The organism is Lysobacter sp. Soil_C_15 (assembly GCF_057657315.1).
Window position 1 is genome coordinate 435,390 of sequence record NZ_JBDGIR010000003.1, and the last position, 16,109, is coordinate 451,498.

Consider the following 16,109-nt stretch of genomic DNA (forward strand, 5'->3'; position numbering starts at 1 on the left):
GGCCAAGATGCAGGCATCGCCTCTTTTGTAGGAGCGGCGTGAGCCGCGACCGCAGAACCGCGGCCGATCCGGGCCGGCGCCGCAGCCGAGCCGGCGCGATCGCGGCTTACGCCGCTCCTACTGGGATCGCAGCGCTCGAGCCGTCTCCTGCCAGGGAGAGGTTTTTTTGTTGTCTGGCTATGGGCGCAAGCATCGCCCTTCTTGTAGGGGCGGCGTGAGCCGCGACCGCAGAACCGCGGCCGATCCGGGCCGGCGCCGCAGCCGAGCCGGCGCGATCGCGGCTTACGCCGCTCCTACTGGGATCGCAGCGCTCGAGCCGTCTCCTGCCAGGGAGAGGTTTTTTTGTTGTCTGGCTATGGGCGCAAGCATCGCCCTTCTTGTAGGGGCGGCGTGAGCCGCGACCGCGGAACCACGGCCGATCCGGGCCGGCGCCGCAGCCGAGCCGGCGCGGCCGCGGCTTACGCCGCTCCTGCAGGGAGCGCGGCGCTTGCACGGTGGCTGCGGCGACGCGATCGCGGCTGGTGACCAGAGGAAATCCCTGGGGCGCCGCTCCTGCCCTGGAAGGGTGCGGCGCGTCCTGCGGAATGCGCCCGCAGGCCGGCATCGGCGAGGCGCGACGGGGCGTGCGGAAACCGCCACGGTCGGCGGGTTATGCTGGCGGCCTGTTCACGGAGCCGCCGATGACCGCGACGCCCCGCATCGCCTTCCTCGCCAGTCACACCGACGACGCCCAGCGCGCGCTCGCGGCCCTGTCGCAGCGGCACGGCCAGCACGAACCCGGCGATGCCGACGTCCTGGTCGCCCTCGGCGGCGACGGTTTCATGCTGCAGACCCTGCACCGCCACGGCGCGCTCGGCAAGCCGGTGTACGGGATGAAGCTGGGCACGGTCGGCTTTCTGATGAACCAGTACGCCGATGCCGGCGACGGCTTGCTCGAACGCCTGGCGGTGGCCGAGCCGGCGGTGTTGCGGCCGCTGGAGATGGTGGCCCAGACCGAGTCCGGCGCGACCTTCGGCTCGTTGGCCTACAACGAGGTTTCGCTGCTGCGCCAGACCCGCCAGGCCGCGCACCTGCGCATCGACCTCAACGGCCAGACCCGCCTGGACGAGCTGATCTGCGACGGCGTGCTGGTCGCCACCCCGGCCGGCAGCACCGCCTACAACTTCTCCGCGCACGGGCCGATCCTGCCGCTGGGTTCGGCGGTGATCGCGCTGACTCCGATCGCGGCGTTCCGGCCGCGACGCTGGCGCGGCGCGCTGCTCAAGGCCGATACCGAGGTCAAGTTCCGCGTGCTCGACCCGTACAAGCGCCCGGTCAGCGCCACCGCGGATTCGCACGAGGTGCGCGACGTGGTCGAGGTGATGATCCGCGAGTCGCGCGACCGCACCGTGACCCTGCTGTTCGACCGCGAGCACAATCTCGAAGAGCGGATGCTGATCGAGCAGTTCACCAGCGGCTGAGGCCGGCGCTCAAATCAGTTTCAACAGCAGCTCGCGCATCCAGGGATCGGACAGGTCGGGCCGTTCGGCCGCCTGCGCCGGCTCGAACCAGTGCAGGCAGCGGTGCTCGTCGCCGCAGGCCTGCGGCTCGCCGTCCCAGGCGTCGACGCGATAAACGCGCAGGCGGATGCCGCCGCGCTCGAGTTCGGCCAGTTCGGCGCAGGCCCGGATGCGCACGCCGGCCTCTTCTTCGAGCTCGCGGCGCAAGGCCTGCTGCGGCGATTCGCCGGGCTCGACGTGGCCGCCCAACATGTCCCAGCGATTCGGCGCCAGGCGCTTGAAGCCGGCGCGCAAGCCGAGCAGGACTTGGCCGTCGCGCATCAGCAGGGCGCCGACCAGGCCGATGCGGCGTTCGCCGGCGCTCATGTGCTGGCCCGCGCGGGAATTCGGTCGGCGGCGGTAGCGTAGCTCGAAATCACTTTAAGTTACGCATCACTTAATTATTCGAATCAATGGTTTGCATCGCCTACTTGAAGTAATGCGCGGCATCAGGCGCGCGCCCGCAGGCGCCGGGCGATTTCGCTCAGCGCGGCGATGACCAGGGTCAGGGCCACGGTCGACAGCAACTGCAGGCGCGGGCCCGGGGTCATCAGGGCCAGGACGAAGACCAGGCCGAGGATGCCCAGGCCGAGCCAGGTCACGTACGGGAACGCCCACATCTTGAACGGCAGCGCGGTGCCGTCGCGATCGGCGCGGCGGCGCAGGATCAACTGCGAGAGCAGCGACAGCGTCCACACCAGCAAGCAGGTCGAACCGACCACGTTGAGCAGGGCCGGCAATACCTTCTCCGGGTACAGCAGCTCCAGCGCGGTGGCGACGAAGCCGAACGCGACGCTGGCCAGCACCGCCGCCACCGGCACCTGGCTGCGGCTGAGGTGGGCGAGCAAGCGCGGCGCCTCGCGGCGCTGGGCCAGCGAGTAGATCATGCGCGATGCGCCGTAGAGGTTGGCGTTGAGCGCCGACAGCAGCGCCACCACCGCGACCAGGGTGATCGCGGTGGCCGCGCCCGGGATCCGCGCCGCTTCCAGCACCGCCGCGAACGGCGACTTCAGCGCCTCGCTGGTCCACGGCACCACCGCGATGATCACCGCCAGCGAGCCGACGTAGAACACCAGGATGCGCCAGGCCACGGTGCGGATCGCCTGGGTGATGCTGCGCTCCGGGTCCTGGGTTTCGGCCGCGGCGACGGCGACGATCTCGGTGCCGCCGAAGGCGAACACCACCACCAGCAAGGCGGCGCCGACCCCGGCCCAGCCCTTGGGCGCGAAGCCGCCGTGGGCGGTGAAATTGGCCAGGCCGGGCGAGGCCACCTCCGGCAGCAGGCCCAGCAGCAGGGCCGCGCCGATGGCGATGAAGGCCAGGATCGCGCCGACCTTGAGGATCGCGAACCAGAATTCGAACTCGCCGAAGTTGCGCACCCCAAGCAGGTTGACCAGGGTGAAGGCGGTCATGAACACCAACGAGGTCGCCGCCACCGGCAATCCGGGCCAGACCGTCGCCAGCAGTCCGGCCGCGCCGACCGATTCGGCCGCGACCACGATGACGATCTGCACCCACCACAGCCAGCCCAGGGTCGCGCCCGCGGTCGGGCCCATCGCGTCGGCGGCGTAGACCGAGAACGCGCCGCTGGTCGGGCGCGCGGCGGCCATCTCGCCGAGCGCGCGCATGACGATGATGATCAGGGTGCCGGCGATCAGGTAGGACAGCAGCACCGCCGGTCCCGCGGTCTGCACGCCGACGCCCGAGCCCAGGAACAGGCCGGCGCCGATCGCGCTGCCCAGCCCCATCATCACCAGTTGCCGCGACTTGAGCGCATGGCCGAGCTGCGGAGCGGAAGCGGGGGCGGCGGGGCTGGCGGGCATCGAGCGGGTCCGGGCGGGCGAAAGGGCAAGGATATAGGGTGAGGCGCCTGGGCAGGAGCGCGAACCCGGAAATGAGCGCAGGGGAACGAGTAAAGAGCAAGGTTCAGCGCTCCTACCGCACCTGGTCCCTCTTCGGCGGCTTCCGGCCTAGGCCTCGCCGCGTCCGGGTTCCTCTACAATGCCCCCATGCCCGACCGTGATGCCGACCCGCTGATCGTCGCGATCTCCTCGCGAACCTTGTTCGACATGGAAGACAGCCACGCGCTGTTCGAACGCGAGGGCATCGACGCCTACGCCTCGTTCCAGCGCGAGCACGAGGACGATGTGCTGCGGCCGGGCATCGCCTTCCCGCTGGTGCGCAAACTGCTGGCGCTCAATCACGGCGCGCCGTCGGAAGCGCCGCGGGTCGAGGTCATCCTGATCTCGCGCAACTCCGCCGACAGCGGCCTGCGCATCTTCAATTCGATCGCCCACCACGGCCTGTCGATCAAGCGTGCGGCGTTCAGCAACGGCGCGCCGCCGTTCCCCTATATCCGTCCGTTCGGCGCCGACCTGTTCCTGTCGGCCAATGCCGAGGACGTCGGTTCCGCGCTCGCCGCCGGCGTGGCCGCGGCGACCCTGTTGCCGGCGATTCCGCCGTCGCGGCTGGCGCCGCACCTGAGCCCGGACCAGTTGCGCATCGCCTTCGACGGCGACGCGGTGATCTTCGACGACGAAGGCGAGCGGGTGTCGCGCGAGGGCGGCCTGGCCGCGTTTACCGAACACGAGCGCAGCCATGCCGGCGAGCCGCTGTCCGGCGGTCCGTTCCGCGGCTTCCTCGACGCCTTGCACCGCTTGCAGGCCGCGTTCCCGGTCGGCCAGGACGCGCCGATCCGCACCGCCCTGGTCACCGCGCGTTCGATTCCGGCCCACGAGCGGGTGATCCGCACCCTGCGCGAATGGAACATCCGCCTCGACGAAGCGCTGTTCCTCGGCGGCCGCTCCAAGGGGCCGTTCCTGGAGGCGTTCGGCGCCGACATCTTCTTCGACGATTCCGAGCACAACATCCGCTCGGCGCGCGACCACGTCGCCGCCGGCCATGTGCCGCACGGCGTGGCCAATCGCTGACCGTTTGCCGCGTCGCGCACACGCGTCGGCCACGCCGGGCGGCGTGGCCGGGTTCGTCCGATCGGCAAAGCAAGCGCGCATCCGCCCGGCCGGCGCTGCTGCGCCTCAATCCTCGCGCGGATCGCCGAGTTGGCTGCGCACCTCGCCGCCGGGGAACTTGCTGGTGTACGCAGCGACCGGCGGCGCCGGTCCTGGCACGATCGATGCAGGCCGGTCGCGTTGGCGCACGACGACGATGACGCCGCCGGCGCGGCTCAGGGCAGCATCTTGTCCAAGGGCAGGCGCACGTCGGTGACGGTCCAGCTGAGCCCGTCGCGGGTCAGCACGAACACCACCGGATCGCCGTCGGCGTTGGCGACGGTGGCGGTGAAGCGCGACGGCGATTCGAAGCGATAGCTCAGTTCCTTGAGCGGTTCGGCCGGCGCCACCGGTTGGTAGGCGTCGCGCCGGCTCGCGCTGCCGTCGACCCGGCGCAGCAGTTTGCGCCCTTCCAGCACGGCGCCGATGCCCATCGGCGTGGCGATCGCGTCGACCGCGGTGCCGGCGAGGCTGCCGGCCAGGCTCAGGCCGATCGCGCCGAACGGGTTGGACTGCACCTCGGGCCCGGCGCGGCGCACCAGGTAATCGTCGACCTGGGCCTTGAGGCTGAGCCGGATCGCGGCGAAGTCGACGTGCTTGGACAGCTCGCCGGTGTTGCCTTCCTTGACCGCGCTGCGGATCGCATGCACGGTCAAAAACGGTCCCGCGGCGACGTAGCCGAGCAACAGGGCCAGGGCGAGCGCGAACAAGGCGATCCATTTCTTCATCGGGGCGGTCCGCTGAGCGTGAGCCGACAGATTAGCGGCGTTGGCCCGATGCTGGATTAAGCGGAGCCATATTCCGTCGCCGGTGCGGACGGTCGGCCTCGGCACGCGAGGCCGGTCCCGTCTGTAGGAGCGGCGTGAGCCGCGACCAACCGAAGCGATGTACGCAAGCGTAGCTACCGAAGACGCGATACCACACGAACGGCCCTCACCCCAACCCAACCCATCCCGGCCCGAACGCACGGCGTCCGGGCGTTCGGCGCCGCGCGAGCCGGTGGCTCGCAAGCGCAACCCCTCACCCCGCAGGCGGGAGAGGGGCTTTCAACATGCGAAGCTAATACCGCCTCAGCGACCGACCCGCGCCGCCCGCTCGCGACGCTCGACCGGTGCCAGACGGCTCTGGTCGTTGAGCTCGAGCTGGCGCAGCTCGAACGGCGCGCCGAATCCGGCCGGCAACTGCTTGCGCTCGAAGGCCAGTTCGATCCGGCCTTGGCCGCTGTCCAGCCATTGCGCGCTGTGGGCGATCGCGACCGGGCGCAGCCTGCGGTCCGGGCCGCTGGCGTACAGCGTGCCGCGCAGCTCGTAACGGCCCGGCGAGGCGGCGCGCACCGGCAGTTCGAAACTCATCCGGCGCGCGTCGAAGGCATAGCGGCCTTCCAGGCGCGCGGTCGGCTGGGCGATCGCGAGCGCAGTGCGCACGTCGCGCTGGATCTCGCCCGCGGCGGCGAACACCTGCACCTCCCACAGCCCGGCCGGCTGTTCGCCGGCGTCGCTGGGCACGACGACCGGCGCGCGCAGGCGACCGTCGCGGCCACGCTGCAGGCTCAGCGGCCAGCTGCGGCCCGAAGGCGCTACCAGCAGCGCGCTGCCTTGCGCATCGGACAACTGGCGCCGACCGTCGCTGAGGTCGACCACGACTTCGCTGCGGCCGCCGGCCAAGGCCCGGTCTTGGCTCAGCGATGCGTGCAGGCGCACCGGGCTGTGCGGTTCGTACACGTGCACCAGGTAGCGGCCGCGCGCCTGCGCGACCCGCAGCGCATAGCGGCCGGGGCCGGCCTGGTCGGCCAGTTGCACCGCGGCGCTGCCGTCGGCGACCTGCAGTCCGGCCGCTTGCAGTTGTGCGGCATCGTTTCGCTTGGCCAGCGCGACCGCCTGGCCGCCGCGATGCAGTTGCACCGCATCGGCGGGCACCGGCGCGGCGCCCGCGACCGGGCTGACCCGGATCAGCGCGCCCGGGGCGCTGGTCGACAGGTCGAGGCCGCGCTGCAGTTCGGCCCCGTCGGTCTCTTGCCAGTACTCGCGGCTTTCCGCGACGGTCGGCTGCGCGGCGGCGGTCAGCGGCGCGTACGGGTCCAAGGCCCAGGAAAAACCCACCGGCGCGCGTTCGATCGCGGCCTTGGGCGCGGCCAGCGCGCTCAGCCGCTGCGGCACCTGGTCGGTGCGGGCCGGCGGCAGCAGCGGCGCATCGGCGGCGAAGGCGTCGGCGACTGCGGCGAGCAGTGCGAGAGTCAGGATCGTTCGCATGGTCGTCGGCCTCATTGGGTCATGTCGCTGCGCAGGATGGTGTTGAGGTTGAAGCAGGCGCGCCGGCTCTGGTTGTGGCTCAGCGGTTCGCCGCCGGCGGTGCGCTGCTTGTCCTGGAACCAGACGCTGCCCGCGGCCGACTGGCTGGAGCAGTTGAGGAAGCCGTCGGAGCAGCTGTCGAGCCAGTTCTGGGTGGTCTCCAGGCCGACGTTCTCGGTGTAGCCGCCGCAATAGCTGTCGCTGTCGAACGGCGAGGAGTCGACGTCGCTGCCGACCACGCTGCGGAACGGCTTGGGCAGGGCCGGACGGCCGGCGGTGCCGTAGAGATTGTTGCGGTTGTAGTTGGCCATCCAGCTGACCTGCTGCATCTTCACCGCGTCGGATTTGTAGCCCAGCAGCCAGCCGACCGCCTGTTCGAACACGTTGCCGTTCATCGCCGCGTCGGCCAGCGGGGTGCCGGCCGAGGACGGCGCGATCGCGTTGACCCGCACGGTCTTGGCGATGATGTCGGGGTAGCGGCTGTCGTAGCTGGGATTGGACAGGATCCAACGCATCACGTTGCCGCCGTTGGAATGGGTGATCACGATCAGGCGGGTGATCTGCCGGGCGGCGATGAAGTCGGTCAGTTGCTGGGCCAGGCAGCCGGCGGCGCGGCTGTCCCACATGTACTGCTCGAAATCGCAGTTGACCACGGTGTAGTTGGCCGGATTGGCCAGGCCCTGGCGCACGCTGTCGACCATGGCCGGCTTCCAGTAGTCCTGGTAGGCGTTGCTCTGCTTGCCGGTGCCGTGGACGAAGGCGACGCCGGTGTTGGCGCCGGCGGTCAGCGGCGCGGCCGCGACGAGCGCGACAGCGAGTGCGGCCGCGGCCGCAGGCCGCCGCCAATTGCGGAGTTGTTGCATGTCTCCTCCCCGAGAATGCTCGGGCGCAAGAGGCCGGCGTCCCGCCGGCGCGCCCGATCGATATGGCCGGCGCGTCCTGCGCGGCCTAGATTCGAGCATACGTAGGCGCATGTTGCTGTCATGCGGCAGCGCGGTAGCGCGGCGATGAAAAGCGTGACCGCGGCGGGATTGCCAGGCGACCGCGCGCACGCTTACAGGCACCGCAACTTCGAATGGGTGCGCGGCGCTACCGCAATGCGGATCGGCGGGCGCCGCTCAGGCCGCGGCTTCGGTCCGCCGGCCGTGCTGGGCCGACAGATGCACGGCGAGTGCGGCCAGGGCGCAGACCGTGCCGGCGCCGAAGGCCAACGCGCCGCCGCCCAGTTGCCAGGTCAATGCGGCCATGCCGGCGCCGAGCACGCCGCCGATGCCGCTGCTGAAGGCCGACAGCAGGCCTTGCGCCGCAGCCATGTCGCGCCGGATCGGGAACAGTTCGGCCATGCGCCGCATGCAGCCGGCATGGAAGGCGGCGAAGCTCAAGGCGTGACCGGTCTGGGCCAGCGCCATCCAGGCGAAGGAGTCGGCGAACGCGGCGACGATCGTCCAGCGCACCGCGGTCGCGAGCATGCACGCGGCCAGCAGCCGTTGCGCGCCGAAGCGCTGCACCAGCCGCGGCGCCTGCCAGAACATCGCGATCTCGCACAGCACCCCGATCGCCCACAGCAGGCCGACCGCGAAGCCGTCGTGGCCCTGCGCCTGCAGGTGCAAGGTGTAGAACACGTAGAACGGGCCGAATCCGAGCTGGGTCAGCAGTACCGTGACCAGCAGCGGGCGCATGCCTGGCCGGCGCCACAGCGCCTCGCGCGGCGCATCGGCGGGCGCCGGCGGCTGCGCCGGGTCGGCGCGATGCAGCCAGGCCGCGACCACGGTCAGCGCCAGCCAGGGCAGGGTCAGCCAGACGAAGGCGTCGTCGCCGAGCCGGTCGAGCAGCCAGCCGTAGCTGGCCGCGACCAGCAGGAAGCCGATCGAGCCCCACATGCGGATCTGGCCGTAGTCGTGGTTGCGCGCGCCGAGCGCGTTGAGGGTCATCGCCTCGAACTGCGGCATCACCGCATTGAAGAACACCGCGAACAGGCCCATCACCGCGAACAGGGCCAGGCCTTGGTCGTAGCGCAGGAAGCCGGCGAAGATCAGCAGCGCCAGCAGGCAGCCGCCGACCAGCCAATGGCCCGGTCGCGGGCTGCGCCCGACCCAGCGCGCCCAGGTCGGCGGCGCCAGGATGCGGCCGCCGTACCACAGCGCCAGCATCGCCCCGACCGCATAGCCGCCGTGGCCGTGGCTGGTGACCCAGCGGCCGATGTAGGGCGTGTAGGCGCCGAGCGCGCCGAAGTAGCCGAGGTAGAACAGGGCGTAACGGCGGAATTCGGCAGGCACCGGGGCGGCGTCTTGCGGGAAGGGGCGGGCGTATTAGAGCAGGAGATAGCAGTCGGAGATAGGAGATAGTTGTAGCTTCCGCTAGCTCGCGATCGCTGCATCGGCCTCAGAATTCCAGGTCCAGCGCCGCGCACAGATAATCGGTGAACGGCGCCAGCCCGGCCAGGTCCTTGTGCAGCGTCGACAGCAGGCGCGGGCCGGTCATGACGGCGTCGTCGATCGCGCGCAGGGCGACGAAGTTCTTGCGCCGCAGATCGTCGGCGAACTCGAATTCGGCCGGGAAGCCGCGCGGGGCGCGAGTCAGCATCTCGCTGTCGTCCAGGTCGAAGCGCTTGCGGAACGCCGGCGCGTAGGCGGCGGCCTTCCAGCTGCCGGGGTTGTCGAGGACGAAGTGGCGGATCTTGCGCAGGGTGTCGGGTTGCGGATGCCAGACCCCGGCGGCGATGAAGCACTCGCCGCCCTGCAGGTGGATGTAGAACGAGGGCGATTCGACCTGGCGCCCGCGCTCGTGGAACAGACGCGCGCCCTGGTGGGTCTTGTACGGCGCCTTGTCGTTGGCGAAGCGGGTGTCGCGCTGGATCCGGAACAGCGAGCCGCCGACGGTCTTGGGCTCGCTGCGGTAGTGCGGGCTGACTTCGGCCAGCACCGGCTGCAGGTCGGTCAACAGGCGCTGGAACGGCCCGCGCACGTGCTCCTCGTAGGCCGCCTTGTGGGCATGGAACCATTCGCGGTTGTTGTTGCGCGCCAGCGAGCGCAGGAACTTGAAGCTGGCTTCGGAGAAATAACCGGGCATAAGGCTAAGAGAGAGCGCAGAGGAGTGAGTAGTGAGCAGAGCCAGAGCAGGCAGAGGGGAAGATTAGCCGGAGCGGGGCAGGGCGGTGTGTGCAGATCGTCGCCGGTCGGCCGACTGCAGCGATCCGGCTCGTTCCTCGCTTCTCTGCGCTCACTTCTCGCCCTCAGCCCAGCCCGCGCTCGATCTCCTCCGCCCAGGCCTGCAGCCGGTCCAGCAGCACCTGCTTGGCGCCGTCCTCGCCGGCCATCGCGCGGGCCTGCAGCAGCTCGGCGCGGAAGCGCTCGAAGCCGTATTCGGCCAGGCCGGCGTCCTGGCCCAGCCGGCGCCGTCGGTAGTCGTCCCAGCGCCGGCGCTCGCCGGCGTCGAGCGTGTGCGGCCAGTTGCGCGCCCGGTAGCGGAACAACAGTTCGGGCAGGCGCGCGTCGCGGAAGTCGAACTCCACGCTGCTCAGCGCTTCCGGAGCGGTGCTGCGGACGATCCGGAACAGGCGCTTGTCGGCTTCGTTGATGAAGGCGTCGTAGAGCGAGCCGTCGACGTCGCCGGGCTCGCGCGCCGCATCCTGGGCGTAGACGCGACGGACCTTCTCGACCAATTCCGGACCGGCTTCGCGGATCTGCGCGGCGCGGCGCTCGACCTGGGCCGGGTCGATCCGCAGCCGGTCGAAGTCGGCCGGGCGCAGGTGGTTCCAGGCGATCAGCGACGGGCAGCGGTTCAGATGCACTTCCTTGAGCGCGATCCGCTCCTCGCCCTCGGGCAGGTCGGCGGTCGGCGTGTACAGGCGGTCGGCGATCTCGTCCGCGGCCAGGTTCAGCAGCGCCTGCGGATCCTGGGCCAGATCGAACACCAGCACCCGGCTGTCGATGCGCGGATGCCGCGCCAGCGGAATCACCGGCGCGGCGCACAAGCGCGCGGCCGGGTAGCGCTGGGAGACGTGCAGCGCCGGGACCATGCCGATGATGTCGAGCAGGCCGGCGGCGAAACGCTTGTCGCGCAGGCGCAGGGCGTAGTCCCACAGCCGCGGCTGCGCGGTCTTGAACTTGCGCGTGATGCCGATCAGGGCGCGCACGTCGGACAGGGCTTCGTGCGCATCGCCTTCGCGCACGCCGTTGGCCTCGGCCAGGTGCTCGAGCTTGAACGAGGTCGCACCGTCCTCGCGCTGCGGCCAGATCACCCCATCCGGGCGCAAGGCGTGGGCCAGGCGCAGCACGTCGAGCAGGTCCCAGCGCGAGTTGCCGTTGCGCCACTCGCGCTCGTAGGGATCGTAGAAATTGCGGAACAGGCCGTGGCGGACGAATTCGTCGTCGAAGCGCAGCGAGTTGTAGCCGGCGCTGCAGGTCTGCGGGCGCGCCATCTCGTCGAAGATGCGGGCGAAGATCTCGGCCTCGCCGACGCCGTCGCGCAGCGCGTCCTGCGGCGCGATGCCGGTGATCAGGGTCGCGATCGGCGAGGGCAGCAGGTCGTCGGCGGGCTTGACGAACACGCTGATCGGCGTTTCGACCGGGTTGAGGTCGGGATCGGTGCGGATCGCGGCGAACTGGGCGATGCGGGTCGTGCGCGGATCGGCGCCGAAGGTTTCCAGGTCGTAGAACAAAAAGCTCGCGGCCATGGGCTCACTCGTCCGCGGGCAACGGGCTCAGGCGCGCGCGCACGGTCGCGTCGACCGCGTTCCAGTCCAGGCTGGCCAGGCTGTCGTGGCCGCGGGTCAGCTCGACCAGCAGCTCGCGCTGGCGCTGGCCGCGCTCGAACGCGACCTCGTAGGGCATGCGGTGGAAGGTGACCATGGCGTAGCGCGGCATGAACCGGTCCGGGTGGCGCTCGGCCAGCTCGCGCTCCAGGGCGCGCTGCAGCAGGTAATCGTCGTCGTCGACGCGGTCGCGCATCTCCAGGTAGTTCTCCAGCGCCATGGCCTGGATCGCGCGCGCGCTGGGCAGGCGCCGCGCCTGGAAATCGGCGAAGGCGCGGGCGCGATCGTCGTCGGCGAGCAGGCGCTCGGCCAGGGCGACGCAGTCTTCGAACGCGCAGTTCATGCCCTGGCCGTGGAACGGCACCATCGCGTGGGCGGCATCGCCGAGCAGCACCGCGCGGTCGTCCAGGTGCCAGCGGTCCAGGTACAAGGTCGCTAGCAGGCCGGTCGGGTTGCGTTCGAAATCCTGTTCCAGTTGCGGAATCAGCGGCAGGGCGTCGGCGAAGTCGCGTTCGAACAAGGCCCGCGCATCGGCGCCGCTGCGCACGGTATCGAAGCCCGGCTCGCCCTGATTGGGCAGAAACAGGGTGACGGTGAAGGTGCGCTCGTCGTTGGGCAGGGCGATGCACATGTAGCGGCCGCGCGGCCAGATGTGCAGGGCGTTGGGTTCGATGCTGAAGCCGCCGTCGGCGGCCGGCGGGATCTCCAGTTCCTTGTAGGAATGGCCGAGGAACTCGGTGCGCTCGCCCAGGTCGACGGCCTGCTTCATCGCCCCGCGCAGGGCCGAGCCGGCGCCGTCGGCGCCGACCAGGCTGTCGAACACGATCTCGTGCGCTTGGTCGTCGCGGTCGTCGTGGAACACCGCCAGCCGGCGTTCGAAATCGACCGACTGCAGGCCGCGGTGGAAATGCAGCTGCGCGCCGGCGTCTTCGGCGATCTGCAACAGGATCAGGTTGAGCTCGCCGCGGTGCACCGACCAGATCACTTCGCTGTCGTCGCGGCCGTAGCGCTGCAGGTCGGTGCGGCCGTCGAGAAAGTGGACCATGCGCCCGCGCATCATCACCGCCTGCGCCATCACCGCCTCGTCGGCGCCGGCCAGGCGCAGCGCGTGGCGGCCGCGCTCGGCCAGGGCCAGGTTGATCGAGCGCCCGCCCTGATAGCCCTGCTGGCGCGGATCGCCGCGCTTCTCGTACACGTCGACCTGCCAGCCGCGGCGGGCGAGCAGGGTGGCGAGCAGGGCGCCGGCGAGGCCGGCGCCGATGATGGTGAGGTGTTTGTCGGTAGACACGTTCAAAGAATGAGTCCTGCGGCACGCCGCATGAGAGGGGCCGGGCTGCCAGAAACCCGCAGGCCGTCATTCCCGCGAAGGCGGGAATCCAGAGACTTCAGCCGGAACTTGCGATGTCTTGCCATAGGTCCCGCCAGTCTGGGTTGCTTTCTTCGATCAGACCGATCTTCCATTGCCGATTCCACTTCTTCAGCTGTTTTTCGCGAAGAATGGCGCTTTCCATCGTTTCGTGCTGCTCGTACCAAACCAGGCGGGTGACGTCGTAGCGGTTGCTGAATCCGTCCGCCGCATGATTCCGATGTTGCCACACCCGCTGAATCAGGTTCGAGGTCGCTCCGATGTAGAGGGTGCCGCGTTTTGCGCTGGCCAGCAGGTAGACCGCGGGAGACTTCACGCTACGACCCGCTCTGGATTCCCGCCTTCGCGGGAATGACGATAGGGGCGTGGCAGTACTGGCAACGTGACGCTGGGCGTAAGCATCAGCATCGGCTTACGGCCGTCTCAGCTCCCCTGCCAATCCTCCACTGCCTGCACGAACCGTGCGATATCGGCATGGGTGTTGTACAACGGCGCCGGCGAGATCCGGATCACGTCCGGCTCGCGCCAGTCGCCGAGCACGCCCTGGGCGGCGAGGTAGTCGAACAGGGCGCGGCCGGCTTCGCGGCCGGCCAGGCCGCGTCCGCCGATCACCCGCAGCGAGAGCTGGCAGCCGCGCTGGGTCGGATCGGCCGGGGTCACGATCTGGAGGGTCTGCGCCAGGCGCGCGCGGATCAGTCGCTCCAGGTAGCCGGTCAGGCGCAGCGACTTGTCGCGCAGCGCAGCCATGCCGACCCGGTCGAACAGCTCCAGCGAGGCGCGCAGCGGCGCCAGGCCGAGGATCGGCGGGTTGCTGAGCTGCCAGCCTTCGGCGCCGGGAGTCGGCACGAACTGCGGCCCCATGCGGAAGCGGGTCGCGGCCTGGTGGCCCCACCAGCCGGCGAAGCGCGGCCGGTCGGTGCCGGCGTGGCGCTGGTGGACGAAGCAGCCGGCGACCGCGCCGGGACCGGCGTTGACGTATTTGTAGTGGCACCAGACCGCGAAATCGGCGCCGCTGTCGTGCAGGCGCAGATCCAGGTTGCCGACGCCGTGGGCCAGGTCGAAGCCGCACAGCGCGCCCTGGGCGTGGGCGAGGCGGGCGATTTCGGCCAGATCGAAGGCTTGCCCAGTGCGGTACTGCACGCCCGGCCACAGCACCAGGGCCAGGCGCGGGCCATGCTCGGCGATGGCGCGCTCGATGCGTTCCATCGAGATCAGGCCGCCGGGGCCGTCGGGCTCCAGTTCGATCAGGTCGACGGCCGGGTCGAAGCCGTGGAAGGCGATCTGCGAGGCCATCGCGTAGCGGTCGGACGGAAAGCTGCCGGCCTCGATCAGGATCGCCGGGCGTTCGCGGGTCGGGCGGTAGAAGCTGACCATCATCAGGTGCAGGTTGGCGGTCAGCGAATTCATCGCCACCACTTCCTGCGGCTGCGCGCCCACCAGCCGCGCCAGCGGTTCGCGCACCAGTTCGTGATAGGGCATCCACTGCGCCTGGCCGGTGAAGTGGCCTTCGACCGCTTCGGTCGCCCACTTGTCCAGCACTTCCTCGACGTGGGCGCGGGCGCCGCGCGGCTGCAGGCCGAGCGAATTGCCGACGAAGTAGGCCTGTTCGGCGCCGCCGTGGCGCGGGACCAGGAACTGCTCGCGCAGGGTCGGCAACGGATCGGCGGCGTCCAGGGCGGCGGCGTGGGCCGCGGAATGCAGGTCGGTCATGGGGTCAGAGCGGGTCCGGAGCGAGTACGTGTTTGCGGTAGGCGTCGGCGACGATCTCGTCGACCTCCACGCAGAGTTGGAATTCGGCCGCGCCGGCCGAGGCCGGCAGTCGGGCGCGCAGCGCATCGAGCACGGCCTGCGACAGGGCGGCGCGCACCGCGGCGTCGCGGCCCGGCAGGATCTTGAGCTGGGCATGGACGAAACCGCGGCCGGCGTCGGCGGTGCCGATGCGGTAGTGATCCAGGCGCAGGGCGCGGCTCTTGATCGAGGCTTCGTCGAAATGGCCGCTGTCGGCGAGAACGCGGTTGAGCGCCGCCAACGCGGCGTCGGCGTCGAAGCCGGCGAGGTTGGCGGTGTAGTGCAGGGTCAAGTGCGGCATGCGGGGCTCGTGCGGACGCAGGCGTCGTGGCGGGCGAAGCGATCGGGGTTCATTCGAAACGCGACTTCGGCAAGCCCAGCCATTCCAGCGCGGTGCCGTGGTACAGCCGGGCCTGGTCGGCCGGCGGCAGGTCCAGCGAGGCGATGCCGGCGCCGGGCGATTGCTCGCCGAGCGGGAAGGGGTAGTCGGTGCCGAGCATCACCCGCGACACGCCGCAGGTGTCGAGCAGGTACTGCAGGGCGCGCGGGTCGGCGACCCAGGAATCGAAATACAGCTGCGACAGGTAGTCGCGCGGATTGCGCGGGTTGTCGGTAGCGACCAGGTCCGGGCGCATGTTGAAGCCGTGCTCGATCCGGCCGATGGTGTAGGGGAAGCTGCCGCCGCCGTGGGCCAGGCAGATCTTCAGCTTCGGCAGGCGTTCGAGCACGCCGCCGAACACCAGGCAGCAGGCCGCGCGCGACTGCTCGGCCGGCATGCCGACCAGCCAGGGCAGCCAGTACTTGGGCATGCTCGGCGTGCCCATCATGTCCCAGGGGTGGACCAGGATCGCCGCGCCCAACTCGCTGGCAGCCTGGAAGAACTCGAACAGTTCCGGCGCGTCCAGGTTCCAGTCGTTGACGTGGCTGCCGATCTGCACGCCTTGCAGGCCGAGCTGGTCCATGCAGCGTTCCAGTTCCTGCACTGCCAGCCGCGGCGATTGCAGCGGCACGGTGCCAATGCCGGCGTAGTGGCGCGGATAGTCGCGGCAGGCCTGGGCCATGTGTTCGTTGAGCGCCTGGTGCAGGTCCAGCGCCTGGTGCGCCTTGGCCCAGTAGCTGAACATCACCGGCACGGTGCTGATCACCTGCACCTGCACGCCGAAGCGGGCGTAGTCCTGCATCCGCTCCACCGGGTCCCAGGTCTTGGACCAGATCTCGCGGAAGAACTTGCCGTCCTTGTAGATGCGGTGGCGGCCGTCCTCGGTATGGTGGATCACCGGAAAGCGGTCGTCGCCGTACTTGCGCGCCAGGTCCGGCCAGTCGCGCGGCAGGTAGTGGGCGTGGGTGTCGATCTTGAGCATGGCGGCA

At 70.2% G+C, this 16,109-nt stretch carries 15 protein-coding genes; 2 read left to right on the plus strand and 13 right to left on the minus strand.

Annotated features, from left to right (window positions below):
• Nucleotides 1-680 precede the first annotated feature (680 nt).
• Nucleotides 681-1,460: an NAD kinase gene (locus AC3A57_RS09840; protein WP_487578745.1), complete on the plus strand. Its 780-nt coding sequence runs from the start codon at nt 681-683 to the stop codon at nt 1,458-1,460.
• Nucleotides 1,461-1,469: 9 nt separating this feature from the next.
• On the opposite strand, the gene AC3A57_RS09845 is transcribed toward AC3A57_RS09840, so the two are convergent.
• Both AC3A57_RS09845 and AC3A57_RS09850 read right to left on the minus strand, forming a co-directional pair.
• Nucleotides 1,470-1,865 (minus strand): NUDIX domain-containing protein, encoded by a 396-nt coding sequence (locus tag AC3A57_RS09845; protein ID WP_487578746.1) that lies wholly within the window; start codon nt 1,863-1,865, stop codon nt 1,470-1,472.
• A gap of 122 nt (nt 1,866-1,987) precedes the next feature.
• A complete protein-coding gene (locus AC3A57_RS09850; protein ID WP_487578747.1) occupies nt 1,988-3,361 on the minus strand; it encodes an amino acid permease in 1,374 nt (457 codons plus the stop codon).
• A 186-nt stretch (nt 3,362-3,547) separates the two neighbouring features.
• Here AC3A57_RS09850 and AC3A57_RS09855 point away from each other — a divergent pair, with 186 nt between their 5' ends.
• The gene (locus AC3A57_RS09855) at nt 3,548-4,468 is read left to right on the plus strand and encodes a 5'-nucleotidase (RefSeq protein ID WP_487578748.1); all 921 of its coding nucleotides are present in this window, start codon (nt 3,548-3,550) and stop codon (nt 4,466-4,468) included.
• 254 nt (nt 4,469-4,722) lie between these two features.
• Here AC3A57_RS09855 and AC3A57_RS09860 read toward each other — a convergent pair whose 3' ends face one another.
• From AC3A57_RS09860 to AC3A57_RS09910, 11 genes are all read right to left on the minus strand, one after another.
• Entirely contained in the window at nt 4,723-5,274 is a 552-nt protein-coding gene (locus AC3A57_RS09860) for a DUF2939 domain-containing protein (RefSeq protein ID WP_487578749.1), read from the minus strand.
• 342 nt (nt 5,275-5,616) lie between these two features.
• A complete protein-coding gene (locus tag AC3A57_RS09865) occupies nt 5,617-6,795 on the minus strand; it encodes a DUF4785 domain-containing protein (protein ID WP_487578750.1) in 1,179 nt (392 codons plus the stop codon).
• An 11-nt stretch (nt 6,796-6,806) separates the two neighbouring features.
• A complete protein-coding gene (locus AC3A57_RS09870; protein ID WP_487578751.1) occupies nt 6,807-7,697 on the minus strand; it encodes a hypothetical protein in 891 nt (296 codons plus the stop codon).
• A gap of 255 nt (nt 7,698-7,952) precedes the next feature.
• Nucleotides 7,953-9,110 carry an MFS transporter gene (locus tag AC3A57_RS09875; protein WP_487578752.1) on the minus strand — a complete coding sequence of 386 codons (1,158 nt, stop codon included), beginning with the start codon at nt 9,108-9,110 and terminating at the stop codon, nt 7,953-7,955.
• Between the two features lie 106 nt (nt 9,111-9,216).
• A complete protein-coding gene (locus AC3A57_RS09880; protein ID WP_487578753.1) occupies nt 9,217-9,903 on the minus strand; it encodes a DUF2461 domain-containing protein in 687 nt (228 codons plus the stop codon).
• Nucleotides 9,904-10,066: 163 nt separating this feature from the next.
• Nucleotides 10,067-11,509: an exodeoxyribonuclease I gene (gene sbcB, locus AC3A57_RS09885; protein WP_487578754.1), complete on the minus strand. Its 1,443-nt coding sequence runs from the start codon at nt 11,507-11,509 to the stop codon at nt 10,067-10,069.
• 4 nt (nt 11,510-11,513) lie between these two features.
• The gene (locus AC3A57_RS09890) at nt 11,514-12,881 is read right to left on the minus strand and encodes an FAD-dependent oxidoreductase (RefSeq protein ID WP_487578755.1); all 1,368 of its coding nucleotides are present in this window, start codon (nt 12,879-12,881) and stop codon (nt 11,514-11,516) included.
• A 91-nt stretch (nt 12,882-12,972) separates the two neighbouring features.
• The gene (locus tag AC3A57_RS09895; protein ID WP_221672778.1) at nt 12,973-13,269 is read right to left on the minus strand and encodes a GIY-YIG nuclease family protein; all 297 of its coding nucleotides are present in this window, start codon (nt 13,267-13,269) and stop codon (nt 12,973-12,975) included.
• Nucleotides 13,270-13,376: 107 nt separating this feature from the next.
• Complete coding sequence (kynU, locus tag AC3A57_RS09900; protein WP_487578756.1) at nt 13,377-14,663, minus strand: kynureninase; 1,287 nt, start codon at nt 14,661-14,663, stop codon at nt 13,377-13,379.
• 4 nt (nt 14,664-14,667) lie between these two features.
• The gene (locus AC3A57_RS09905) at nt 14,668-15,042 is read right to left on the minus strand and encodes a 5-carboxymethyl-2-hydroxymuconate Delta-isomerase (RefSeq protein WP_487578757.1); all 375 of its coding nucleotides are present in this window, start codon (nt 15,040-15,042) and stop codon (nt 14,668-14,670) included.
• Nucleotides 15,043-15,091: 49 nt separating this feature from the next.
• Nucleotides 15,092-16,102, minus strand: coding sequence for an amidohydrolase family protein (locus AC3A57_RS09910; RefSeq protein WP_487578758.1), 1,011 nt, complete (start codon nt 16,100-16,102; stop codon nt 15,092-15,094).
• Nucleotides 16,103-16,109 lie beyond the last annotated feature (7 nt).